The 22,192-nt window shown below is 61.5% G+C and carries 21 protein-coding genes, 1 tRNA gene and 1 pseudogene; 15 read left to right on the forward strand and 8 right to left on the reverse strand.

Annotated elements, in window-relative coordinates:
• Positions 1-281 precede the first annotated feature (281 nt).
• On the forward strand, positions 282-1,094 hold the full coding sequence (locus tag ACG873_RS06390) for a SapC family protein (protein WP_394890959.1): 813 nt from the start codon (positions 282-284) through the stop codon (positions 1,092-1,094).
• 276 nt (positions 1,095-1,370) lie between these two features.
• Here ACG873_RS06390 and ACG873_RS06395 read toward each other — a convergent pair whose 3' ends face one another.
• From ACG873_RS06395 to ACG873_RS06410, 4 genes are all read right to left on the reverse strand, one after another.
• Entirely contained in the window at positions 1,371-2,303 is a 933-nt protein-coding gene (locus tag ACG873_RS06395) for a tyrosine-type recombinase/integrase (RefSeq protein WP_394890960.1), read from the reverse strand.
• 269 nt (positions 2,304-2,572) lie between these two features.
• Positions 2,573-3,766, reverse strand: coding sequence for a porin (locus tag ACG873_RS06400; RefSeq protein ID WP_394890961.1), 1,194 nt, complete (start codon positions 3,764-3,766; stop codon positions 2,573-2,575).
• 254 nt (positions 3,767-4,020) lie between these two features.
• Positions 4,021-4,111 (reverse strand) — tRNA-Ser (locus ACG873_RS06405).
• Positions 4,112-4,283: 172 nt separating this feature from the next.
• The gene (locus tag ACG873_RS06410) at positions 4,284-4,508 is read right to left on the reverse strand and encodes a hypothetical protein (protein ID WP_394890962.1); all 225 of its coding nucleotides are present in this window, start codon (positions 4,506-4,508) and stop codon (positions 4,284-4,286) included.
• 45 nt (positions 4,509-4,553) lie between these two features.
• Here ACG873_RS06410 and ACG873_RS06415 point away from each other — a divergent pair, with 45 nt between their 5' ends.
• Positions 4,554-5,726 (forward strand): porin, encoded by a 1,173-nt coding sequence (locus tag ACG873_RS06415; RefSeq protein ID WP_394890963.1) that lies wholly within the window; start codon positions 4,554-4,556, stop codon positions 5,724-5,726.
• 392 nt (positions 5,727-6,118) lie between these two features.
• Positions 6,119-7,246, forward strand: a complete 1,128-nt coding sequence (locus ACG873_RS06420) for a porin (RefSeq protein ID WP_394890964.1) — start codon at positions 6,119-6,121, stop codon at positions 7,244-7,246.
• Positions 7,247-7,361: 115 nt separating this feature from the next.
• On the opposite strand, the gene ACG873_RS06425 is transcribed toward ACG873_RS06420, so the two are convergent.
• On the reverse strand, positions 7,362-8,249 hold the full coding sequence (locus ACG873_RS06425) for an alpha/beta fold hydrolase (protein WP_394890965.1): 888 nt from the start codon (positions 8,247-8,249) through the stop codon (positions 7,362-7,364).
• Between the two features lie 119 nt (positions 8,250-8,368).
• Entirely contained in the window at positions 8,369-10,453 is a 2,085-nt protein-coding gene (locus ACG873_RS06430; protein WP_394890966.1) for a lytic transglycosylase domain-containing protein, read from the reverse strand.
• 224 nt (positions 10,454-10,677) lie between these two features.
• Here ACG873_RS06430 and dapA point away from each other — a divergent pair, with 224 nt between their 5' ends.
• The 3 genes from dapA to ACG873_RS06445 all read left to right on the forward strand — a co-directional run bounded on the left by dapA (position 10,678) and on the right by ACG873_RS06445 (position 13,055).
• A complete protein-coding gene (gene dapA / locus ACG873_RS06435) occupies positions 10,678-11,559 on the forward strand; it encodes a 4-hydroxy-tetrahydrodipicolinate synthase (RefSeq protein ID WP_394890967.1) in 882 nt (293 codons plus the stop codon).
• 226 nt (positions 11,560-11,785) lie between these two features.
• Positions 11,786-12,262 (forward strand): SsrA-binding protein SmpB, encoded by a 477-nt coding sequence (smpB, locus tag ACG873_RS06440; RefSeq protein ID WP_394890968.1) that lies wholly within the window; start codon positions 11,786-11,788, stop codon positions 12,260-12,262.
• A 196-nt stretch (positions 12,263-12,458) separates the two neighbouring features.
• The gene (locus ACG873_RS06445) at positions 12,459-13,055 is read left to right on the forward strand and encodes a GH25 family lysozyme (RefSeq protein WP_394890969.1); all 597 of its coding nucleotides are present in this window, start codon (positions 12,459-12,461) and stop codon (positions 13,053-13,055) included.
• Here the strand turns inward: ACG873_RS06445 and ACG873_RS06450 are convergent.
• On the reverse strand, positions 13,039-13,719 hold the full coding sequence (locus tag ACG873_RS06450) for a uracil-DNA glycosylase (protein ID WP_394890970.1): 681 nt from the start codon (positions 13,717-13,719) through the stop codon (positions 13,039-13,041). The two genes, ACG873_RS06445 and ACG873_RS06450, sit on opposite strands and share 17 nt — an antisense overlap.
• Complete coding sequence (locus tag ACG873_RS06455; RefSeq protein ID WP_394890971.1) at positions 13,716-14,306, reverse strand: NYN domain-containing protein; 591 nt, start codon at positions 14,304-14,306, stop codon at positions 13,716-13,718. Before ACG873_RS06455 ends, ACG873_RS06450 begins: the two co-directional genes overlap by 4 nt.
• 278 nt (positions 14,307-14,584) lie before the next feature.
• Between ACG873_RS06455 and rpoZ the strand changes: the two genes are divergently transcribed.
• From rpoZ to ACG873_RS06500, 9 genes and pseudogenes are all read left to right on the forward strand, one after another.
• Positions 14,585-14,983, forward strand: a complete 399-nt coding sequence (rpoZ, locus tag ACG873_RS06460) for a DNA-directed RNA polymerase subunit omega (RefSeq protein ID WP_394890972.1) — start codon at positions 14,585-14,587, stop codon at positions 14,981-14,983.
• 131 nt (positions 14,984-15,114) lie between these two features.
• On the forward strand, positions 15,115-17,340 hold the full coding sequence (locus ACG873_RS06465; protein ID WP_394890973.1) for a RelA/SpoT family protein: 2,226 nt from the start codon (positions 15,115-15,117) through the stop codon (positions 17,338-17,340).
• A 15-nt stretch (positions 17,341-17,355) separates the two neighbouring features.
• Positions 17,356-17,934, forward strand: coding sequence for an orotate phosphoribosyltransferase (pyrE, locus tag ACG873_RS06470; protein WP_394890974.1), 579 nt, complete (start codon positions 17,356-17,358; stop codon positions 17,932-17,934).
• A gap of 2 nt (positions 17,935-17,936) precedes the next feature.
• Positions 17,937-18,339, forward strand: a pseudogene (acpS, locus tag ACG873_RS06475) (holo-ACP synthase).
• Positions 18,340-18,430: 91 nt separating this feature from the next.
• Positions 18,431-19,180: a signal peptidase I gene (gene lepB, locus ACG873_RS06480; RefSeq protein WP_394890975.1), complete on the forward strand. Its 750-nt coding sequence runs from the start codon at positions 18,431-18,433 to the stop codon at positions 19,178-19,180.
• Between the two features lie 7 nt (positions 19,181-19,187).
• A complete protein-coding gene (gene rnc, locus ACG873_RS06485) occupies positions 19,188-19,907 on the forward strand; it encodes a ribonuclease III (RefSeq protein WP_394890976.1) in 720 nt (239 codons plus the stop codon).
• A complete protein-coding gene (gene era / locus ACG873_RS06490) occupies positions 19,904-20,818 on the forward strand; it encodes a GTPase Era (RefSeq protein WP_394890977.1) in 915 nt (304 codons plus the stop codon). The genes rnc and era overlap by 4 nt, the downstream gene beginning before the upstream one ends.
• 18 nt (positions 20,819-20,836) lie before the next feature.
• Positions 20,837-21,598 carry a DNA repair protein RecO gene (recO, locus tag ACG873_RS06495; RefSeq protein ID WP_394890978.1) on the forward strand — a complete coding sequence of 254 codons (762 nt, stop codon included), beginning with the start codon at positions 20,837-20,839 and terminating at the stop codon, positions 21,596-21,598.
• A complete protein-coding gene (locus tag ACG873_RS06500; protein ID WP_394890979.1) occupies positions 21,595-22,113 on the forward strand; it encodes a PaaI family thioesterase in 519 nt (172 codons plus the stop codon). The genes recO and ACG873_RS06500 overlap by 4 nt, the downstream gene beginning before the upstream one ends.
• The last annotated feature ends 79 nt before the right edge of the window (positions 22,114-22,192 follow it).

Below are 22,192 nucleotides of genomic sequence, written 5' to 3' on the forward strand. Positions count from 1 at the left end.
CTCTCTCCCGTAGGAGACGGCTTGGCACGTGGCGTGCCAAAGCCTTATCGGCCTGTGCAGCAGAAGGGACGGCGGGCCGACGAAGATCGGCGAGCGCTTTCGCGCAACGCTGTTCCCGGCGGTCTTGCACCCTTCGGACTAGCGCGACATTGATGAATGCTGTTGTGCGTCCCGAATTCCGAGTGCTTGAAATGGCGTCGGCATCGTTTGCGCAAAATTGCTGGCTCGCGTAGAAAAACCTCGGGGTGCGCTCAGGCGCTCGACACAGGGGAGTAGACGATTTGGCCGATGCAAATGGAGAGGCTGCCGTAGCAGAAGCCAGCGGCAGGGAGGCGGCGTCTCCGAAGACGCAATTGCCGATGTTCTACCGGAAGCCGGAGGCCCTGCATCCGGCACGGCACGGCGCGCTGAGCCTCATAACCAGGCCGGATTTCAGTTTCGCCGCCACTGCGCACGCAATACCGATCATGGCCTCCGAAATGCCGGCGGCCATGCGTTCTTATCCGATCGTCTTCGTCGGCCCGCAAAAAGCGCCGGTCGTCATCACCGGCCTGCGGCAGAACGAGAACCTGTTCGTGGAGCCGGACGGCTCGTGGACCGCGCCGCACTATGTGCCCGCCTATGTGCGCCGCTATCCTTTCGTGCTGGCGGAAGACAAGCAGCCCGCGGAGCGGCTGACGCTGTGCATCGATCGCGACAGCGACCGCATCGTCGGGGCCGCGCCGCCAGCCGGCGACGGCTCCCTGGCCACGCCGCTGTTCGACGGCGCCGAACCCAGCCAGGCTACTCGCGGCGCACTGGAATTCTGCAACCAGTTCCAGATGGGCTTCGCCGCCACGCGCGCAATGATCGAGAGCATCGACGCGCTCAACCTGTTTGCGCCGCGCAAGAGCACGGTGACGCTGGAAGGCCGCGAGGTGCTCAACTTGACCGATTTCCAGGTCGTCGACGAGGCCGCCCTGAACGCTCTTGGCGACGATGACTTCCTTCAGCTCAGAAGATCCGGCGCCCTCGCCCTGATCTATTGCCATCTTGCGTCGTCGAACAGCTGGAATTCCTTGGCCTTTCAGGCGAAGTCCCGGAAGTCGAAATAGCTCCAGGCGTGTTCCGCTGACAGCGGGGCAGGGGATCGAGCCACGCCTGCGATGACTTCCGCGCTGTGGCGCAAGTGCTGTTGCGCCGGTCCCTGGTCCAGCAACAGGAAGGGCCATAGGCGACCCCGTCCGGGATGGCCGATGCGCCAGGGAATCGCATGTGGTTTGCCGAGCTGAATTCCCTCCACTCCGCTTCGCGGAAGTGGGTCGAAGCCCCAGGCGATTGCCTTGCCGAGCGCGCTCACCTCGCCCAAACCCACAAAACGCCGTTTAGCCTCAGGCCGTCCTTGATTTGCGTTCGAGAACGACGACGCAGGAATCGAGATCGTTGGTCGCGAGATGCGCGTAACGCATGGTCATTTGAAGGGTTTGATGGCCGAGCCACATCTGGACTCGCCTGATGTCGATGCCGCCCTGGACGAGGCGTGACGCACAGGTATGGCGCAAAATATGGGGAACCACCTGCTTGTCCGTTCCCAATCCGATCTCCGCCTTGGCATCGTTCCAGATTGCGCGGAAATTGGCCTGGTTCAGCATCGAGAACGGCCCCTTCTTCCGGGCGCCTTCGCCGGATAGCGATTCCAGCGCCCGCCCCGTGAGCGGCACGGTTCGGCTGCGCCCCGACTTGGTTATCCAGAAGGAAACGCGATGATCGTGCACATCATTCCAGATAAGCCCGATCGCTTCGCCCAGGCGGCAACCCGTGTCGACCAGGAAGATGCACAGCCGGTAGCTGTTCTCGCATCTGGCCTTCACGGCCAAGAACAGGCGCTCTTCTTCTTCGCGGTCCAGAAAGCGGATTCGTCCGGCACGCTCTTTTTGTCGGCGGAATTCCGGAAGGTTGTGGATATTGCCCATTTTATACGCCTTGCGCAGCAATTTGCTGAGCGCCGCCATCTTTCGATTGATGGTTGCGTTGCTGTTACCGCGTTCGCGCAATTTTCCGATCAGGCCGTCGACGGTATCCTGGTCAAGAACGCTGAAGCGCTCTCCAAGCAGTATCTCGTCTAGTTCTCCAACGAAGGAGCTGACATTGTATTTGTGGTTTCCATCGTCCCACAAAATGTCTTTATAGAGGGAAAAGAGGTCAGCTATACTGAAAGCTTCAACTTTTTTCAGCTTGGACAGTCCGTAGTCTGCCGTTTGCGAGCTGTAGGAAGTGAAGGATATACCTTCCTTCCATAGCGAATTTCCGTCGTCAAGTTTCATAGCTTAAGCGCCCCCGCCCGCATAAAAGACGGCAAAGCATAAGCACGAAATGTACGAACATAACAATAGCGAGAGACATCCTTCGCCTCAGACCGCAATGTGCAAAATTCCGCAGCCCAAATGCGGAGATTTCGCTCTACGTTTACCCCCTCCCGTCAGCCCCCCTGATTTGTTGCCCGTCAAAATCGCGCCGAAGCAGCTATTCACGATCGGTCTTCGAAAAAGCTGACCCGGACAAACTTGTCCGGGTCAGCTTCACACCCGTTCGATTAGAACGTGCGCTGGAAGCGAACCATGCCGCCGAAAGCGTCGTTGTCATCGCCGAGATCGTCGTCGAAGTTGTCGACATAGACAATTTCAGGCGTGATCACGAGGCCAGGAACGAGCTCGTAAGCAACATTGAGGCCGGCCGAGAAGTTCTCGGCTTCGTCGTAAGCGAGCTGGGCGTTGATCTTGGTCTTTTCCGAAACGGTGTACGTGGCACCGCCCCAGACAGCCCAGTCGCCGCCCCAGCTGCCGTAGTAGTTCGGGCCGCCGTTGACGAATCCAAAGCCGCCCGCGTCAACGAAGTCATCATCCTTCGACGCATAGCCGGCCATGACGAAGAGCGCGAGCTGTTCGGTGGCGTTCACATCCAAGCGTGCCTTGGCTGCCCACTCTTCCCACACCGAGTCATAGCCGACGACAGCCGAAACACCGCCCCATGCCGCCGTGTAGGCAACGCCGCCGGTAACATGCGGGACATAGCTGTCGACGGTGTAGATGTCGGAGATGGAGCTAACTGCATCGACAACACCGTCACCATCGGTGTCGATGCCGAAGGCTTCATCATCGCCGTCGCCCATTTCAAGAGCGATGGCGGCGGAGAAGCCGTTTGCGCCGGTCCAGGTGTAGGCGATCTGATGCGTATCGAACGGGCCATAGCCAACCGCGATATCGTCCAGGATCACGGCGCCGGCATAACCGGTCCAGGTGGTGAACAGCGAGTCGGTCTTGCCGATGCGGAAGCCGCCGAGTTCAATATAGACATGGTTGACGTCGATCGCCGATTCATTGTCGGTGAATCCGCCGTTAACGGCGGTGTTGAAATTGTACCTGATCTCGCCATAGCCACGCAAAGTGCCGAGCTCGGTTTCAGAACGGGCATCGACGCGCAGATCGAAACGAGCACGCTTTTCATACGTGTCGTTTTCCTCGAGTTCGCCTTCGGCGAAATCCTTCTTGTCGATGACGTCCTGGTTGCCGATGGCGTCGCCAACGCGGATGTCATAGCGGACGTAGCCGCTGATGCGCAGGCAGGTCTCGGTGCCCGGGATGTAGAAGAAGCCCGTGCCGTACACGTCGCAGACGCGCACATATTCCATGGGCTCCGGTTCGGCGATCACGACCGCATCGGCCGCGCGTGCGCCGGAAACTGCGACGAGGGCCGCAGCTGAGCCGAGAAGAAGGCTCTTAATGTTCATTTTCTGACCTCCAGTCAGAATCTGAAGGCTGCATCGACCGGAAACTGACTACCACTTTGATTAATATGAATAAATTGCCGCAGGCCTGCTCCAGTGCTTGCGTGAAAACGATGAGATCGAGGGGAATCGCGACGAGCGCGCGCCACAGCTGCTCGGCCGCGGTCAGTCGCCATTTGCGAAATGTAGGGTGGATTCTGGCTCGATCGGGTGCGTTTCCCGAAAGGGCGGACCGTTTTTCCGTCAAATCCAGATGCTGGCGGAGAGGAAGGGATCCGAACCCTCGAGAAGCTTTTGACCTCTACTCCCTTAGCAGGGGAGCGCCTTCGACCACTCGGCCACCTCTCCAGCGCACCGCTGGATAGAGAAAACGGACGCGACAATCAATAAGGCCGCTTTATTATATCGAAAATAACCGCAGGCCGCATCTCGAGGTTCCGCGCGCCTGGCGCCAGGGCATCAACCGATTCGTCAGTGCGAATCGCACAAAGCCAAGGGTTTCCGGCGTTTCCAGATCATTTCAGCGCGGCTCCGGCTCCGCATGATTAACGAGTTCTTTCCGGCCGGCGATAAATCGTGTCATTTGTGCCACAGCGATGCGGGATAGCGTGCCGTCATCGCCGCCGCGGCAACGATCATGGTTGAACGCCGTCCCCCCGTGAGTATTGTCGGTCTCGAGGAAGGGGCGTGCATGCGCATCTTTTTCGACATTGGGGATGGGGCAGGGAAAGCTGTCCTTCAGCAAAAAATACCCAGACCCGCTTTTTAACTTTTGACTGGAGGTCAGAAAATGAACATTAAGAGCCTTCTTCTCGGCTCAGCTGCGGCCCTCGTCGCAGTTTCCGGCGCACGCGCGGCCGATGCGGTCGTGATCGCCGAACCGGAGCCCATGGAATATGTGCGCGTCTGCGACGTGTACGGCACGGGCTTCTTCTACATCCCCGGCACCGAGACCTGCCTGCGCGTCGGCGGTTATATCCGCTACGACATCGGCATCGGCGCTCTCGGGCAGCAGGACGTGCTCGACAAGGAAGACTTTGTCGAAGGCGGTTTCGTCGACGAGAACGACACCTACTATAAGCGCGCCCGCTTCCAGCTGCGCGTCGACAGCCGTTCCGAAACCGAGCTCGGCACACTGCGCACCTACGCCGCGATTAACTTCCAGTGGACGTCGAGCGACAGCACGCAGAACGAAAGCTTCGGCGGCGCTGGTGTTACCGACGCACAAGACGATTTCGCCATCGAGCATGCCTATATCGAACTCGGCGGCTTCCGCATCGGCAAGACCGACTCGCTGTTCTCGACCTTCACCGGCTATGCTGGTGGCATCATCAACGATGACCTGGTTCCCTTCGGACCGTTTGAAACGCACCAGATCGCCTACACCTTCACCGGCGGCAACGGCTTCTCGGCGGCGGTCGCTCTCGAATTGGGTGATGGTGATACCGGTTACACAGGCCTCTCCAACGACTTCACGCTGGACAGCTATGTCCCGCATGTGGTCGGCGGCTTGGCCTGGACGCAGGCCTGGGGCGGCATTTCGGCCGTCGCCGGTTACGATGCCAACTGGGAAGAGTGGGCCGGCAAGGTTCGCCTGGACGTGAACGCCACCGAACAGCTCGCCCTCTTCATCATGGGCGGCTACAAGTCCGGTGCGGATGACGACTTCCTCGGCATCGAGGATCTCGACCGTCCGAACTACTACGGCAACTGGTCGGGCGATTGGGCTGTCTGGGGCGGTGGCACCTTCACCGTTTCGGAAAAGACCAAGATCAACGCCCAGGTCTCCTATGACGAAGACGAGAACTTCGCAGCGGTTGCGAACGTCAACTACGAACTCGTTCCGGGCCTCGTGATCACGCCTGAAATCATCTATGTCGACAACTTTGACGACGACCTCGATGATGATGATGATGATGAAGACGAAATCGGCGGCTTCCTCCGCTTCCAGCGCACGTTCTAATCGACTTTATAGGATCGATCAGAAAAAACCCGGCGGGCAACTGCCGGGTTTTTTTGGCCGCCTGCTGGCTTCGGCGAGCGAAAATGGATGGAGATTGCACGGACCAGTATGCCTTCCGGCTCGACGGGCCACCGCCGGGTTTTCATTGGGACAACCGATCGCTCGCGGCTATGCGCTGCCGGCGAAGCCCGTGCGAATAAAGCGGTTGCGGGCCGAGCACCGCTACTCCGGGCAGCAGATGCGCAATCGCTAAAATAATGGTTCACCATTGAACAAATCTTGAAGTCAGGGCAAACAAGGATCGTCCGGGAGGGGGCAACTGATTCCGCCGGGTTAAGCGTGTCACAAACCATTGCTACAGCTTAGCCTCGCCCTAATCCTAAGGAGCTACCATGAACTTCAAAACCCTGCTTTTCGGTTCGGCCGCGGCTTTAGCCACGGTTTCGGTCGCCCGTTCGGCCGATGCCGTTGTCATCGCCGAGCCGGAGCCGATGGAATATGTGCGCGTCTGCGACACCTACGGCACCGGATTCTTCTACATACCCGGCACCGAGACCTGCCTGCGCATCGGCGGCTATCTCCGCTACGACATCGGCGTCGGCTTCCTCGGGCACGAGGACGTCTTCGACAAGGAAGACCTGGCGAACGGCATCGAAGACGAGAACGACACCTACTACAAGCGGGCCCGCGCGGCTTTGCAGATCGACTCCCGCTCCGAAACGGAACTCGGGACTTTGCGCACCTACGCGCATATCAACTTCCAATATACGACCGACGACGATGACGGCATCACCGATGCGAGGGACGCGTTCGAAATGGAGCATGCCTATATCGAACTCGGCGGCTTCCGCGTAGGCAAGACCGATTCCCTGTTCGTCACCATGACCGGCTTTGCCGGCGGCGTGGTGAACGACGATCTCGTCGACTACGAACCCGACCGCACCCATCAGATCTCCTACACCTTTACGGGAGCCAACGGCTTCCAGGCTGCTATCGCGGTGGAAGAGGGCGACGGGGAACGAGATTTCGACCTTGACGATGACGGCGTTACCGATTTCACCGCAAGCTATACCCTCGACAGCTACGTTCCGCACGTCGTCGCGGGCGCATCGCTGACCCAGGGCTGGGGCGGCGTATCGGCGGCCGTGGGTTACGACTCGGTATGGGACGAATGGGCCGGCAAGGCGCGCCTCGACGTGAATCTGACTGAGGCCATCTCGGCTTTCATCCTGGCCGGCTACAGCTCGACCGACACTGGCAGCTATTACGCGACCTGGAGTGGCGACTGGGCCGTCTGGGGTGGCGGCTCGATGGAGGTTACGGAAAAGGCGACCATCAACGTGCAGCTGTCCTATGACGAATCGGAAGACTTCGCGGCGGTCGCGAATGTGGCCTACGAACTGGTTCCCGGCCTGCGGGTAACGCCCGAAGTTGCCTATTTCGACAATTTCGACGACGAAGATGACGAGGACGATGGCGACGAGATTGGCGGCTTCCTGCGCATCCAGCGTTCGTTCTGACAGCAAACGTAGTCGACACTTTATCCAAACCCGGCGGGCGACCGCCGGGTTTTTTCGTCCCTTAGGGCGCCGCGCGTCCTTTGGGACGCAAGGACGCTCTGAAACCATGCGTTAGTCAGGCGGGCTGCTCAGCCCGATCGAGAAACGCCTCGATCCGGGCGGGAAGCGCTCCGGTTTCGAGCATCGGGACGTGGCCCTGGCCCTCGACGGTGATGGTTTCGATGGCAGGGTGACGCTGCACCATCTCCTCCAGCGTCGCCGCCGACAGCAGTCTGGAGTTCTCGCCCCTGATCGCAAGCATCGGAACGCCGGTGAGTCCCTGGAACTGCGGCCACAAAACGGGGAGAGGCTGGGCGAGATCGAGGCTGGTGATGGTTTTCAGGAGCGCCGGATCGAAATCCGGCACCGGCTTTCCATCTTCGTCGCGGTAAAGCGCACGCACCATCCGCTCCCAATCACGGTCGGTCAAAGCCGGAAACGCCGGGCCATGGGTGGTGCGCTGCAGGGCGACCGCGTCGGCGAAGCTCGCCGGCTGCGGGGCGCGCTCGAGATAGGCGCGGATATGGGCGAAGCCTTCGCCTTCGACCACCGGGCCGACATCGTTGAGCACAATCGCTTTCAGTAAGGCGGGCCGCATCGCCGCCAGAACGTGAACGATCAGGCCGCCGCGCGACCTGCCGATGAAGGCCGCGTGCTCGATGCCGAGCGTGACAAGGCCGGCAAGAATGTCTCCGGCCTCGACGCCGATATTGTAGTTCTGCCAGTTCTCGTCATAGGCGGAATCGCCGCGCCCGCGGTAATCGAAGGCCACCACCTTGCGCGGCCTTTTAGCCTTGTGCGAGAGATGCAAGGCGAGTTCGTGGAAATCGCGCGCGTTGCGGGTCAGTCCGGGCAGGCAGACGACGGGGCGCGCGCCGTTGGCACCGTCTCCATAGACCCGGGCATGAAGCTTCAGCCCGTCGGTCGAAGAATAGTAGAAATCGCTGAAGCTTTCTTCCGCCATCGCCCGTTTTCCTGCCTGTGCATCTCGTCAGGACGTACAGGCGAGGGCATTCCGGGTCAAACGGGGAGTGCGTCGGAGATCAGACGGGGTATGGTGGCTGTCACCGATGCCGACGCTGCTCAGCGGCCTTTGACCAGATCGCCGACGATGTCGAATTTTCCCGACAGGCGCATCTTGTAGACTTGGTAGTTTTCCATGACGCGCTGGACATAGCTGCGCGTCTCCGTGAATGGGATGCGCTCGATCCAGTCCACCACCGCGTCGATGTCCTGGCCGCGTGGGTCTCCGTAGCGTTTGATCCAGTCCAGGGCGCGGCCCGGCCCCGCATTGTAGCCTACGAAAGTCAGCACATACGAGCCGTCGAAACGGCCGAGCTGGTCGCCGAGAAAAGCGGCCCCGAGCGTGGCATTATAGCCGGCGTCGGTGGTTAGCCGCGCCTTCGAATAAGTCATGCCGGCCTTCTTCGCCATCTCCTTCGCGGTCCCGGGAAGGAGCTGCAGCAGCCCGTGCGCTCCGGCGCCTGAAACGGCGGCGATGTTGAACTCGCTCTCCTGGCGCGCGATCGCGTAGGCAAGCGCCTTGCCGGAGCCGGAGATGTTCGCCGAGGTGGGGATTGCCCCCATCGGATGGGATAGCGAACCGATGTCGATGCCGCGCGAAGACGCGATCTTGCCGACCTTCAGCGCCAGGAAATGGTCGCCGCGATTTTCCGCCATGACGGCGAGCAGCGTCAATTGGCCAGGGCTGGTGAGTTCCGCCGCGAGGTTGCGGGAGAGCATATCTGCAAGGCTTTCCTGGCCCATGGCCTTTAGCCGCTTGATTGCCCTTACGGGTTCGCGGCCCACGAAATTCTCGTGGTCGGCCATTGACGGGTGCGGATAGCCAACGTTGATGCGTCCGAGCCCGATACGCTGGGCCGCAAGCTGTCCGTAGAACGTCGTGCGATAGGCGCCGGCGCGCTCGAAATAGGCTTTCGCTTCGCCGGGCGCACCCGCTTCCGCGGCGCGGCCCAGCCAGTAATAGGCGCGCGAAATCGAGATCGGCCCTTCGGCGACTTCGGCGATGCGGGAAAAATGCCGCGCGCCGGTTTTGGCGTCGCCCAGTCCGCGAAACGCATACCAGCCGGCGTGAAACTCGGCGTCGGCTATGTTTTTCGGATCTTCCGCCGCATGAGCGGCGGCGATCCGGTAGGCTGTCTTGAAGTCTCCCAGATCGACCAGTTCGCGCGACAGCACCCGTCGCTCTATCCACCATGCATCGGGATCTACGAGAGACACGCCGTGCGTGGGAACCTTGAGCATCACCTCCGCTGCCTCGGTGAACTTCTTGCTCCGGCGAAGATATTTGGCCTTGGCGAAAAACCAGCCGGCCGAGCGCTGATTGGCCGGCACCTCGTCCAGGAGCTTGCCGGCGGCACGTTCGCCCCGGATCACCGCCGCCCAGGCATCGGCCAGCGATTCCGCACCGGCGAGCGCGGCGACGCGCTTCGCCGAATTGATCCGTTCCGCATGGAGCATTCGTTCCATGCGCGCGCGATGGTCGGCAGCCGGGATCAGTTCGCCGAATTCCTTTATGACCGCGATCTCTCTCCTCGGCTCAAGCTTTTCCGTGCGCCAGAGCGGCGACAGCACCGCCCGCGCCGCTTCGCGGTCGCCGAGCGTGATATGCGAACGGGCGAGGAGGATCACGCCTTCCGAAGTCTGTGGCGGGCTATTTTCAAATCCCCGAATGACGGCCGCCGGGTCGGGCTTCTCACGATAAAGGGCCCGTTCGGCCTGGCGGCGCAACGCATCCTTCCCCGGCCAGTCTGGCAGCGCCTGCGCCGCCGCGATATCGCTGTTCGTAGTCAGCCCGCCGCCTTTCACAGCGATTGCCCAGGTCAGGATGTGGCGATCGAGCGACCGCTCCGGAAGGCTGTCTCGCACATCGCGAACCTCTCCGATATCTCCGGCCGAAAGCGCTTCAAGGCCGGATTTCAGCTTCGCGGTGCTGCCGGCGATCGACATGTCGGGGCGGATCGCAACCGAGGCAGGGGTTGCCTGCGTGCCAAAGTTCTTCTCGATGGCGGCCTTCGGCGGCGATGGAAGGATCGGCGCATACGGAAGCTCGCCGGTTTGCCCAAACGCGGCGATAGGACTGAAGGCGGCGACCGCCCACGCAAGCGCGAGGCTGGCTGACCAGTGGATCGGCATGAAATTCGTCATCCCCGTCCCCACACGATACAAACGGAAGCGGTCGGGGCATCCTACGCGCTGCCGGTGAAAAGGAGGTAAGCCCACGGCCGTCGTCCGCACTCCGTCGGATCGCGACCTGTCCACTCTCTTGCCGCCCATCCGTGGCAAGACTATGGTGCGCGGCTTCGCTTTCGGATAGAAAGCCGCGACATCAAGAAGGGCCGGCCGGCAAGGCCGCATGGAGTTGGACTTAAATGCTGAGAGGCTCGATCACCGCACTCGTGACCCCGTTCGAAAAGAATGGCGGCTTCGACGAGAAAGCCTTTCGCGCATTTGTCGAGTGGCAGATCGCCGAGGGCACCAAGGGGCTCGTTCCGGTCGGCACGACGGGTGAATCGCCGACGCTCTCGCATGACGAACATCGCCGGGTGGTGAAGGCCTGCGTGGAAACCGCCAAGGGCCGTGTGCCGGTCGTCGCCGGCGCCGGATCGAACAACACCGACGAAGCGGTCGGCCTCGTGCGCTATGCCGAGGAGGTGGGCGCCGACGCAGTCCTTGTGGTGACGCCTTATTACAACAAGCCGACCCAGCGCGGACTCTACGAGCATTTCGCCGCCGTGGCCCGGTCAACCAGCCTGCCGCTCATCATATACAATATCCCGCCGCGTTCGGTGATCGACATGATGCCGGAAACGATGGGCCGGCTGGCGCACGACTTCAAGAATATCGTCGGCGTCAAGGACGCCACCGGCAAGGTCGAGCGGGTGTCGGAGCAGCGCATGACCTGCGGCAAGGACTTCATTCAGCTTTCAGGCGAAGATGCATCCGCCCTTGGTTTCAATGCACATGGCGGGGTAGGCGCTATCTCGGTCACGTCGAATATCGCTCCCAGGCTTTGCGCCGAGTTTCAGGAAGCGACGCTGAACGGCGACAAGGAGAAGGCGATCGATCTGCAAGACCGCCTGATGCCGCTTCACAAGGCGATCTTCATCGAGCCGGGCGTATCGGGTGCAAAATACGCGCTGTCGCGGCTCGGAAAGGCAGAAAACGTGGTGAGATTGCCGCTGATGACCGTCGAAGCTGAAACCGCCGAGAAGATAGACGCGGCGATGAAGCATGCCGGGCTGATCAATTAGGCCGGCTCTTGCCAAAGATCATCGCCGCGGCCATGTGATGGTTCCCTCGTTGTGCGTCCTTCGAGGCTCGCTATCGCTCGCACCTCAGGATGAGGAAGTTTTGCGCCGTTGAGCGTCAATCCGGAAGCGATTGCCTGCCAGGAGGTAAGTCGCGCACAACCTCCCGCATCCTGAGGTGCGAGCGATAGCGAGCCTCGAAGGACGCACCTAAAGTGTACATGACGTCATGAACCAGAAGAAAGCCGACCCGAACAACAAGACCGTCGCGGAAAACCGCAAGGCACGCTTTTCCTATGAGGTGCTCGACACGGTCGAGGCCGGCCTTGCGCTGACCGGCACCGAGGTCAAGTCGCTGCGCCAGGGGCAGGCCAACATCCAGGAATCCTATGCCTCGGTCGAAGGCGGCGAGATCTGGCTGATCAATTCCTACGTGCCCGAATACCTGCAGGCCAACCGCTTCAACCACGAGCCGCGGCGCCGCCGCAAGCTCCTGCTCAACAAGCGCGAGATGGCGCGGCTGGCGCAGAGCGTCGAGCGCGAAGGCATGACCATGGTGCCGTTGAAGATCTACTTCAACGACAAGGGCCGCGCCAAGCTGCTGCTTGCCGTCGCCAAGGGCAAGAAACTGCACGACAAGCGCGAGACCGAAAAGCAGCGCGACTGGGCGCGGGAAAAAGGGCGGCTGCTGAAGGAGCGGGGATAGAACCCATCCCAAATGGCTGCCTAGCAAAGAACTAAATCCGGCCCAATTTCCCGCTGAGGCTCCAGCCAACGTCGAGAGGGTGGATTCGGTGGCTCGGATTGCAATTGCGCTGGTACTTGTCGTCTGTTTCGCTGCCGGCGGCGCGATTGCATATGTCTACTTCCTGAGTTTCTCACCCGATCGAAGCAGATACCCCGTGCGCGGCATCGATGTCTCCAATCATCAGGGGGCAATCGACTGGCAGCGGGTAGCGGACAATGATGTTGCTTTCGCGATCATCAAGGCGACAGAGGGCGGCGACTTTGTCGACAAATCTTTTGCGCGCAATCTGAAAGGCGCGCAGGCGGCAGGCCTGGCTGTCGGCGCCTATCATTTTTTCACGTTCTGCCGTCCGGGCGCGGACCAGGCTGCCAACTTCCTTGCGACCGTCCCGCGCAATCGCCCGCTTCTGCCACCGGTGATCGACATCGAATTCGTAGGCAACTGTGATCAGCGGCCGCCAGTCGACGAGGTGCGGGCGCAGGTAAAGGCTTTCCTCGACCCGGTCGAGGCAGCTTTCGGCAGGGCGGCGATTGTCTACCTCATCGGCGAAGCTGCGGACGCTTATGGCATAGCAGTGCCCGTGCGTCAGCGCTGGGTGCGATCGCTTGCTTACCATCCGGGGCACGAGGACTGGATCTACTGGCAATATCACGACAAGGGCCGCATCGCCGGTATCGAGGGCGATGTAGACCTGAATGTCCTGCAGGGCGACGAATCCGCCGTAAAACGAATACTCAATCCAGATTCCTGAGCCCGGAAAGGAACTCCGCCAACTCCCCGAACACGCCCACGAACATCTCCGTCGTCAAGCGCCCGGTATTGGTGTTGTAGCGCGAGCAGTGGTAGCTCGAAAAAAGCCGCACGCCGCCGGCGGTCTGGCCGGCGCCGTGCCTGAACGGGTAGTCGGCCACGCGCTTTCCAAGGGCGCGGACGGTCGACTGGTGGGCGATAGTGCCGAGCGCCAGGATCGCTTCCAAGTTCTTGAAACGGTGGATCGTCGGCCGCAGAAAACCCCGGCAGGTGTTGATCTCGGCTCCGATCGGCTTGTTTTCAGGCGGCACGCAGCGGACAGCGTTGGTGATTGCCGTTCCGATCAGTTCAAGGCTGTCGTCCGGCCGCGCCTCGAAGCGGCCGCGGGCGAAGCCGAAGCGGATCAGCGTGTTGTAGAGCAGGTCGCCGGCAAAATCGCCGGTGAAGGGGCGCCCAGTCCGATTGGCGCCGCGCAGGCCGGGCGCCAGACCAACGATCAGAAAACGCACCGCGTCCTCGCCTTCGGGCGGCAGGAATGTTGGTACCGGTCCGTTGAACCAAGCCGGCTCGCGCATACGCCAGACCGTCCTGAACTCGGCGAGCCGTGGGCAGAGCGGGCAGTCGTGCGACGGCTCGGCGGTGGATGGACGGCTCAACGCGATCAAAAATCGCTTTCCTCGGTTTCGGAGGCTTCGGCGGGTTCGGCACGGCGCACCGGCCGCTCCGAAGGATCGCGTCCGATCTCGCTCCTGAGCGACACAAGGTCGATAAAGTGGTCGGCCTGGCGGCGCAGGTCGTCCGATATCATCGGCGGCTGCGAAGCCATGGTGGAAACGACACTGACCTTGCAGCCGCGTCTTTGCAAGGCCTCGACCAGCGTGCGGAAATCGCCGTCACCGGAAAAGATCACGTAGTGGTCGACCTTCTCGACAAGTTCCAATGCATCGACGGTGAGTTCGATGTCCATATTGCCCTTGATCTTGCGGCGGCCGGTCGAGTCGGTGAATTCCTTCGCCGGCTTGGTGATCACCTTGAACCCGTTGTAGTCGAGCCAGTCGATCAGCGGGCGGATGGAGGAGTATTCCTGATCCTCGACAAGCGCGGTGTAGTAGTAGGCCCGCAGCAGGTATCCCCGCTTCTGGAAGCTGGCGAGCAGTTTGCGGTAGTCGATGTCGAAACCGAGCGCGCGCGAGGTGGCGTAGAGGTTGGCTCCGTCTATAAAAAGAGCGATCTTTTCGCGAGGATCAAACATGGCCGTAATATCCCTACAAAAATAGCAATCACTTTAAATACGCGGGCGCAGGCCCCTCGGTTGCACGGGAAATACGTTCCGGCCGCCTCACCATGAAATTAGAGTTTGCCTCGGCCCATTCCAAGGCTTGACGGTCCGGAAGCAAGAAAATGTGATCTCGTGCCGGATCGGCCGCCCGCGCGGCTGTTCAAAAAAGCCTTCAAGCTTGTATTTGACGCGCGCTCGGGTTATGGACCGCGCCTGTTTTCCATTACATCATCGTATGAAAGGGGCAATCCATGGCCCGCGTAACCGTTGAAGATTGCATCGACAAGGTCGATAACCGGTTTGAACTGGTGCTCCTGGCCGGCCATCGCGCCCGTCAGATATCCCAGGGCGCGCAGATAACCGTGCCGCGCGACAACGACAAGAACCCGGTCGTGGCGCTGCGCGAGATCGCTGAAGAGACGCTGTCGCCGGGCGATCTCAAGGAAGATCTGATCCACTCGCTGCAGAAGCATGTCGAGGTCGACGAACCCGAGACCGACGGCCAGGAACTGACCGACCAGACCGACGCCGCGGCGATCGCTGCCGATACGGACGAGGAGGACAACGTCACCTTCGACCGCATGACCGAAGAGGATCTGCTCGCCGGCATCGAGGGGTTGGTGGCGCCAGAAAAGAGCGACGACTACTAGGGAGAGCTCTCTCCGTAGCGCTTGAAACAAAGGCCGGCACTTTCGTGCCGGCGGTTTCGTGTTTATCTATGGCATGCGCCGTATCGTCCGATGCGGCGCATGATCTCTTTTACAGCCCCGGGACTTAGCCCATGATGCGTCAGTATGAGCTTGTCGAGCGCGTCCAGCGCTACAAGCCCGACGTGAACGAGACGCTGCTCAACAAGGCCTATGTCTATGCGATGCAAAAGCATGGGCACCAGAAGCGCGCATCGGGCGATCCCTATTTCTCGCATCCGCTGGAAGTGGCGGCCATCCTCACCGACATGCACATGGACGAAGCGACGATCGCCGTCGCGCTCCTGCACGACACCATCGAGGACACGACGGCCACCCGCCAGGAGATCGACGAACTGTTCGGCCCCGATCTCGGCAAGCTCGTCGAGGGCCTGACCAAGCTCAAGAAGCTGGATCTTGTCTCGAAAAAAGCCGAGCAGGCCGAGAACTTGCGCAAGCTGCTGCTGGCGATCTCGGAGGATGTTCGTGTTCTCCTGGTCAAGCTCGCCGACCGGCTGCACAATATGCGCACGCTCGACCATGTTCCCGACGCGAAGCGCCTGCGCATCGCCGAGGAGACCATGGAGATCTATGCGCCGCTTGCCGGGCGCATGGGCATGCAGGGCATGCGCGAGGAACTAGAGGAACTGGCGTTCCGGTACATAAACCCGGAAGCCTACCGTACGGTCACGGCGCGCCTTGCCGATATTTTCGAGCGCAACCGAGGTGTGGTCGAGGAGATCGAAAAGTCGCTGTCGGCCTTGTTCGAGAAGCATTCGATCGAGGCGGTCGTGAAAAGCCGCCAGAAGAAGCCGTGGTCGGTTTTCCGCAAGATGGAGGCGAAGGCGCTTTCCTTCGAGCAGCTTTCCGACATTTTCGGCTTCCGCGTCGTCGTCGGCACGGTCGAGGATTGCTACCGCGCGCTGGGTGCCATCCATACAACCTGGTCGATGGTTCCGGGACGTTTCAAGGACTACATCTCGACGCCGAAGCAGAACGATTACCGCTCGATCCACACCACAATCGTGGGCCCGTCACGCCAGCGCATCGAGCTGCAGATACGCACCCGCGAGATGAACAAGGTCGCCGAATACGGCGTCGCCGTGCATGCCCTCTACAAGGACACCGGTGGCAAGGTGAACGGCTCGGTCCCGTCGATCTCGAAGGAGACCAACGCCTATGCATGGCTGCGACGAACCATCGAGCAGCTTGCCGAGGGCGACAATCCGGAGGACTTTCTCGAAAACACCAAGCTGGAACTGTTCCAGGACCAGGTGTTCTGCTTCACGCCGAAGGGCATGCTGATCGCCCTGCCGCGCGGCGCAACTCCCATCGATTTCGCCTACGCGGTCCACACTGATGTCGGCGACACTTGCGTGGGCGCCAAGGTCAATGGCCGCATTATGCCGCTGATGACCGAACTCAAGAATGGCGACGAGGTCGAGATCATCCGCTCAAAGGCGCAGGTGCCTCCCGCCGCCTGGGAATCAATCGTGGTTACCGGAAAGGCGCGCGCCGCGATCCGCCGCGCCACCAAGAACGCCATCCGCAAGCAGTACTCCGGGCTCGGCATCCGCATACTCGAACGCGCCTTCGAGCGCGCCGGCAAGCAGTTCTCGAAGGACAGCCTGAAGCCGGTGCTGCATCGCCTGGCGCGCAAGGACATCGACGATGTGGTGACGGCGGTGGGCCGCGGCGAACTGTCGTCCACCGACGTCATGAAGGCCGTCTATCCCGATTTCAAGGACGAGCGTGTTACACCGGCGCCCAAGCTGCGCGAGGAGGGATGGTCGAAGATCCGCAACGCCGCAGGCATGCTGTTCCAGATACCCGGCCGTTCGTCGCGCAAGGACAAGAGCCAGCCCAAGGAAGACGCCGTGCCGATCAGGGGCATAAGCGGCGACCTGCCGGTCCGTTTCGCTCCGGAGGGCGCGGTGCCCGGGGATCGGATCGTCGGCATCATGCAACCGGGCGCGGGAATCACCATTTATCCGATCCAGTCGCCTTCGCTGACCGATTTCGACGATCAGCCGGAGCGCTGGATCGACGTTCGCTGGGATATCAACGAGGAAACCAAGGAGCGGTTTCCGGCGCGGATTTCGGTTACCGCGATCAATGCACCGGGTTCGCTGGCGGAAATCGCGCAGGTGGTCGCGGTCAACGACGCCAATATCCATACGCTTTCCATGGTCCGCACCGCGCCCGATTTCACCGAGATGCTGGTCGATCTCGAAGTGTGGGACTTGAAGCATCTGAACCGGCTGCTGTCGCAGCTCAAAGAAAATTCGAGCGTCAGCGAAGCGCGGCGCGTCAACGGCTGAAGCATCGGGACGGCAATGGACAAGACAGAAGTTCTGGATATTTTTCGCGACGCAGGCGCGGTGCTGGAGGGACATTTCATCCTAACTTCCGGCCTGCGAAGCCCTATTTTTCTGCAAAAGGCTCGCGTGTTCATGCACGCCGACAAAACCGAAAAACTTTGCCGGGCTCTTGCCGAAAAAATTCACGCCGAAGTGCCGGGCAGGATCGACTATGTGGTTGGACCGGCGATCGGCGGCCTGATACCCGCTTACGAGACCTCGCGACACCTTGGAGCACCGGCGATCTGGGTCGAGCGCGAAGACGGCAAGTTCCGGCTGCGCCGGTTCGAAATCGAAAAGGGCGCACGGGTCGTGATCGTCGAGGATATCGTCACCACCGGGCTTTCGATACGCGAAACGATTGACTGCCTGCGCGAGATCGGCGCCGAGGTGGCTGCCGCCGCCTGCATCATCGACCGCTCCGCGGGAAAGACCGATGTCGGGGTGCCGCTGATCGCGCTCGCCGAATACGAGGTGCCGGCCTATCCGGCCGATAGACTGCCGCCGGAGCTTGCGGCGTTGCCGGCGGTCAAGCCGGGCAGCCGGAATATCTGATCATGATCATCGGCCTCGGCAGCGATCTGATAGATATACGCCGCATCGCGAAGTCGCTCGAACGTTACGGCGAACGCTTCACCGCTCGCATCTTCACCTGAGGTCGAGCAGGCCAAATCCGATCGGCGCAAGGAGCGCGCCGCCTCGTACGCCAAACGCTTCGCCGCTAAGGAGGCCTGCGCCAAGGCGCTGGGCACCGGGATGTCGCAGGGCGTGTTCTGGCGCGACATGGGCGTGGTCAACCTGCCGGGCGGCAAGCCGACGATGCGCCTGACCGGCGGCGCGGCGGCGCAACTCGAAAAAATGCTGCCGCCGGGACATCGCGCGGCGATTCATTTGACGATCACCGACGATTTTCCGATGGCGCAGGCCTTCGTGATCGTGGAAGCGCTGCCTGCCGAATAACGGCCATGTTCTTGGGGCTTGTCGCCTCGGCACAGACGTTGCCCAGCGCGCGGCGAGCCCTTATACCCAACCGAAGAAATCTGAGGACGACATGAGCGTGGCTGAAAAAACCGAGAAGAAAAGCGGCGGACTAAGCGAGACCGTCAGCGTCATCGTGCAGGCCCTGATCCTGGCGCTGGTGATCCGCACCTTCCTGTTCCAGCCCTTTTCCATCCCCTCGGGCTCGATGCGGCCGACGCTTCTGGAAGGCGACTATCTTTTCGTCACCAAATGGGCTTATGGCTACTCGCGGCATTCGCTGCCGTTCTCGCCGAATCTCTTTTCCGGCCGCATCTTCGGCAGTCCACCCGAGCGCGGCGATGTCGCCGTGTTCAAATATCCGCCCAACCCGTCGCTCGACTACATCAAACGCGTGATCGGTCTCCCTGGCGATCGGATTCAGATGAGGGAAGGCCAGCTTTTCATCAACGGTGAAGCCGTGCCGCGCGAGAAGGTCAGTCAGATCGACAATCCCGACATCACCGAGGTCAGTGGTCCGGTCGACGTCTATCGGGAGGTGCTGCCGAACGGCGTCGCCTATGACACGCTCGACCTCACGCCGAGAGGCATCGGCGACGACACGCGCGAATTCGTCGTGCCGGAAGGCCACTATTTCATGATGGGCGACAATCGCGACAACTCCACCGACAGCCGCTTTACCGTTGGATTCGTGCCGGAGGAAAACCTTGTCGGGCGCGCCAACATCATCTTCTTCTCGATAGCCGAAGGCGCAAGCCCGCTCGAAATCTGGAAGTGGCCCTCGCAGATGCGTCCGTCGCGCCTTTTCAATTTCGTACGCTGACGAAGCTATGGCCGCCAAGCGACTAGACGAACATGCCCTCGCCGAGGCGGTCAGGGAGCGAACGGGCTATGCATTCCGTGATACCGCGATATTGCGGCGCGCGCTGACGCATGCGAGCAAGCGCGGTTCCGACGGGGCGGACAATGAGCGGCTCGAGTTCCTGGGCGACCGGGTGCTCGGCCTCATCATCGCCGAAATGCTTTTTCTACGCTATCCCGACGCCCGCCAGGGAGAACTCGCCGTGCGTTTGAACGCGCTGGTGAGCGGCGAAAGCTGCGGCGTGATCGCCATTGAAATCGGGCTGGACAAGCTTATTCACGCCGACCCTGTGGCGAAGTCCGCGAAGGGTCGAAGGGTCGGCAACGCGCTTGCCGACGCCGTCGAGGCGCTGATTGCGGCGATCTATATCGACGGAGGCCTCGAAGCGGCCCGCGCATTCGTCGCCCGCCATTGGGAGCATCGTGCGGAGACCGTGGCCAAATTGCTGCGAAGCGCCAAAACCGAGCTTCAGGAATGGCTTGTGCAGCGCGACGGATTGCGGCCGATCTATTCGATCGTCAGCCGCGAAGGGCCGGATCACGAGCCGGTCTTTACGGTTTCGGTGACGGCGGATGGCTTTGCGGCCATCAGCGGCGCCGGTCCCTCGAGGCAGGCTGCCGAGCAAGCTGCCGCCGCCGCCTTCCTGATCCGTGAAGGCGTGTGGGGCGAGGAAGGAATGCCATCGTGACCGAACCGGAAAACCCTGTCGAGACGCGGTCGGGCTTCGTCGCCCTGATCGGTGCGCCCAATGCTGGCAAGTCGACCCTAGTCAACCAGCTTGTCGGGGCCAAGGTGTCGATCGTCACCCACAAGGTGCAGACGACGCGCGCCATCGTCCGCGGCATCGCCACCCGCAACAATGCCCAGATCGTCTTCGTCGACACGCCGGGCATTTTCCGCCCGCGGCGGCGTCTCGACCAGGCGATGGTGACCACCGCCTGGGGCGGCGCGAAGGACGCGGACGTGGTGCTGGTGCTGATCGACGCCGAACGCGGCATAAAGGGCGACGCCGACGCCATGCTGACCAACCTTGCCAGTGTCCGCCAGCCGAAGATCCTGGTGCTGAACAAGCTCGACCGGGTCAAGCCCGAAAGCCTGCTGGCGTTGGCTGCCACCGCCAATGAACGCGTCGACTTCCAGCGCACCTTCATGGTTTCGGCGCTGACCGGCGCCGGTTGCGACGCAATTCTCGACCACCTCGCCGAAACTCTGCCCGTCGGCCCATGGTTTTATCCGGAAGACCAGATTTCCGACCTGCCGATGCGCCAGCTCGCCGCGGAGATCACGCGCGAAAAGCTCTATCTGCGCCTGCACCAGGAACTGCCCTATTCCTCGCATGTCGAGACTGAGAGATGGGAAGAAAAGCCGGACGGTTCGGTGCGCATCGAGCAGGTGATCTACGTCGAGCGCGACAGCCAGAAGAAGATCGTACTGGGCCACAAAGGCGAGACGATACGCTCGATCGGGCAGGCGGCCCGCAAGGATATCGGCGAGATCCTCGAACAGAAGGTCCATCTCTTCCTGTTCGTGAAGGTGCGCGAGAACTGGGGCGACGACCCCGAGCGCTACCGCGAGATGGGGCTTGAATTCCCGCACTGAGGAGTAAACTCTCCGGCGATGGAATGGCGCGACGAAGGAATCATACTCGGCGCCCGCAAGCATGGCGAAACCAGCGTCATACTTGAGGTGATGACACGCGCGCATGGCCGTCATCTCGGACTGGTGCGCGGCGGGCGCTCGCGCAAGCAGCAACCGCTTCTGCAGGCGGGCAACCGCGTCGACCTGATCTGGCGCGCGCGCCTCGACGAGCATCTCGGCACGTTCCAGGTCGAACCGCTCGAACTCAACGCGGCGCGGCTCTTCGACAGCGCGGTCGCCGTCTTCGGGCTGCAGACCTTGGCCGCCCACCTTCGGTTGTTGCCCGAGCGCGACGCCCATGCGGGGCTCTACGAGATGCTGGTGCTGATGATCGAGCATCTCGACGATCCCGATGCCGCCGGCGAACTCGTCGTCCGCTTCGAAATGCTCGTGCTCGACGAACTCGGTTTCGGCCTCGATCTGACGCAATGCGCCGCCACCGGCGCGCGCAGCGATCTGGCCTATGTGTCGCCCAAGACCGGTCGGGCGGTTTCGCGCGCCGCCGGAGCGCCCTGGAGTGCGAAAATGCTGCCGTTGCCTGCCTTCCTGCTCGGCAATTCCGGCCTGCGCGCCGACCGCACGTCGATCGAGGATGCCTTCCGGCTGACCGGCTTCTTTTTCGCGCGCCATGTCTACGAGCCGCGCGGAATGGACTCGCCCGATGCCAGGGCAGCATTTCTCACAGCGCTTCGAAAGCACTGTCCTAACGAACCGCACAGTACCGGAGAACATGCCGCATGAGCGAGGTCGAACTGTTTCCGGGTTATGTGTCCCCACTCGGCCTCGGCACCATCCCTTTCGAAGATATCGCCAGATTTTCTGGCATCGAACTTCTGCAGCGGATCATCGACCGGGAATACGCCGCGCCGCCCATCTCGGCGCTTCTGAATTTCGCCCTGACCGAAGTCTCGGAAGGCCGGGCCGTGTTTCGCGGCCTGCCCGGCGAGCGTCACCTCAACCCGCTGGGTGGCGTCCATGGCGGCTGGGCCGCCACCATTATGGATTCGGCGCTCGCCTGTTCGGTCCAGACGCTTCTGGAGAAGGGCGAGGCCTACACCACCGCCGAGTTCAAGGTGAATTTGATCCGGCCGATCACGCCGAAAACCGGAGAGGTCGTCTGCGAGGGACGCGTCGTGCACAAGGGCCGCACGCTCGCCGTCTCGGAAGCGACGCTGAAGGACAGGGACGGAAAACTGCTCGCCTTCGGCACAGAAACCTGCTCGATTTTTCCAATGGCTAACCTGGCGGCGCGCTAGAGGCGATTCATTCCGATGGGATCGGAATGGGCTGTAACCTGTTGACTAGATTAACAATCTAGTCCGAAAGTCTGCAACT

Source organism: Allomesorhizobium aridi (assembly GCF_043769475.1).
Taxonomy (GTDB): Bacteria; Pseudomonadota; Alphaproteobacteria; order Rhizobiales; family Rhizobiaceae; genus Allomesorhizobium.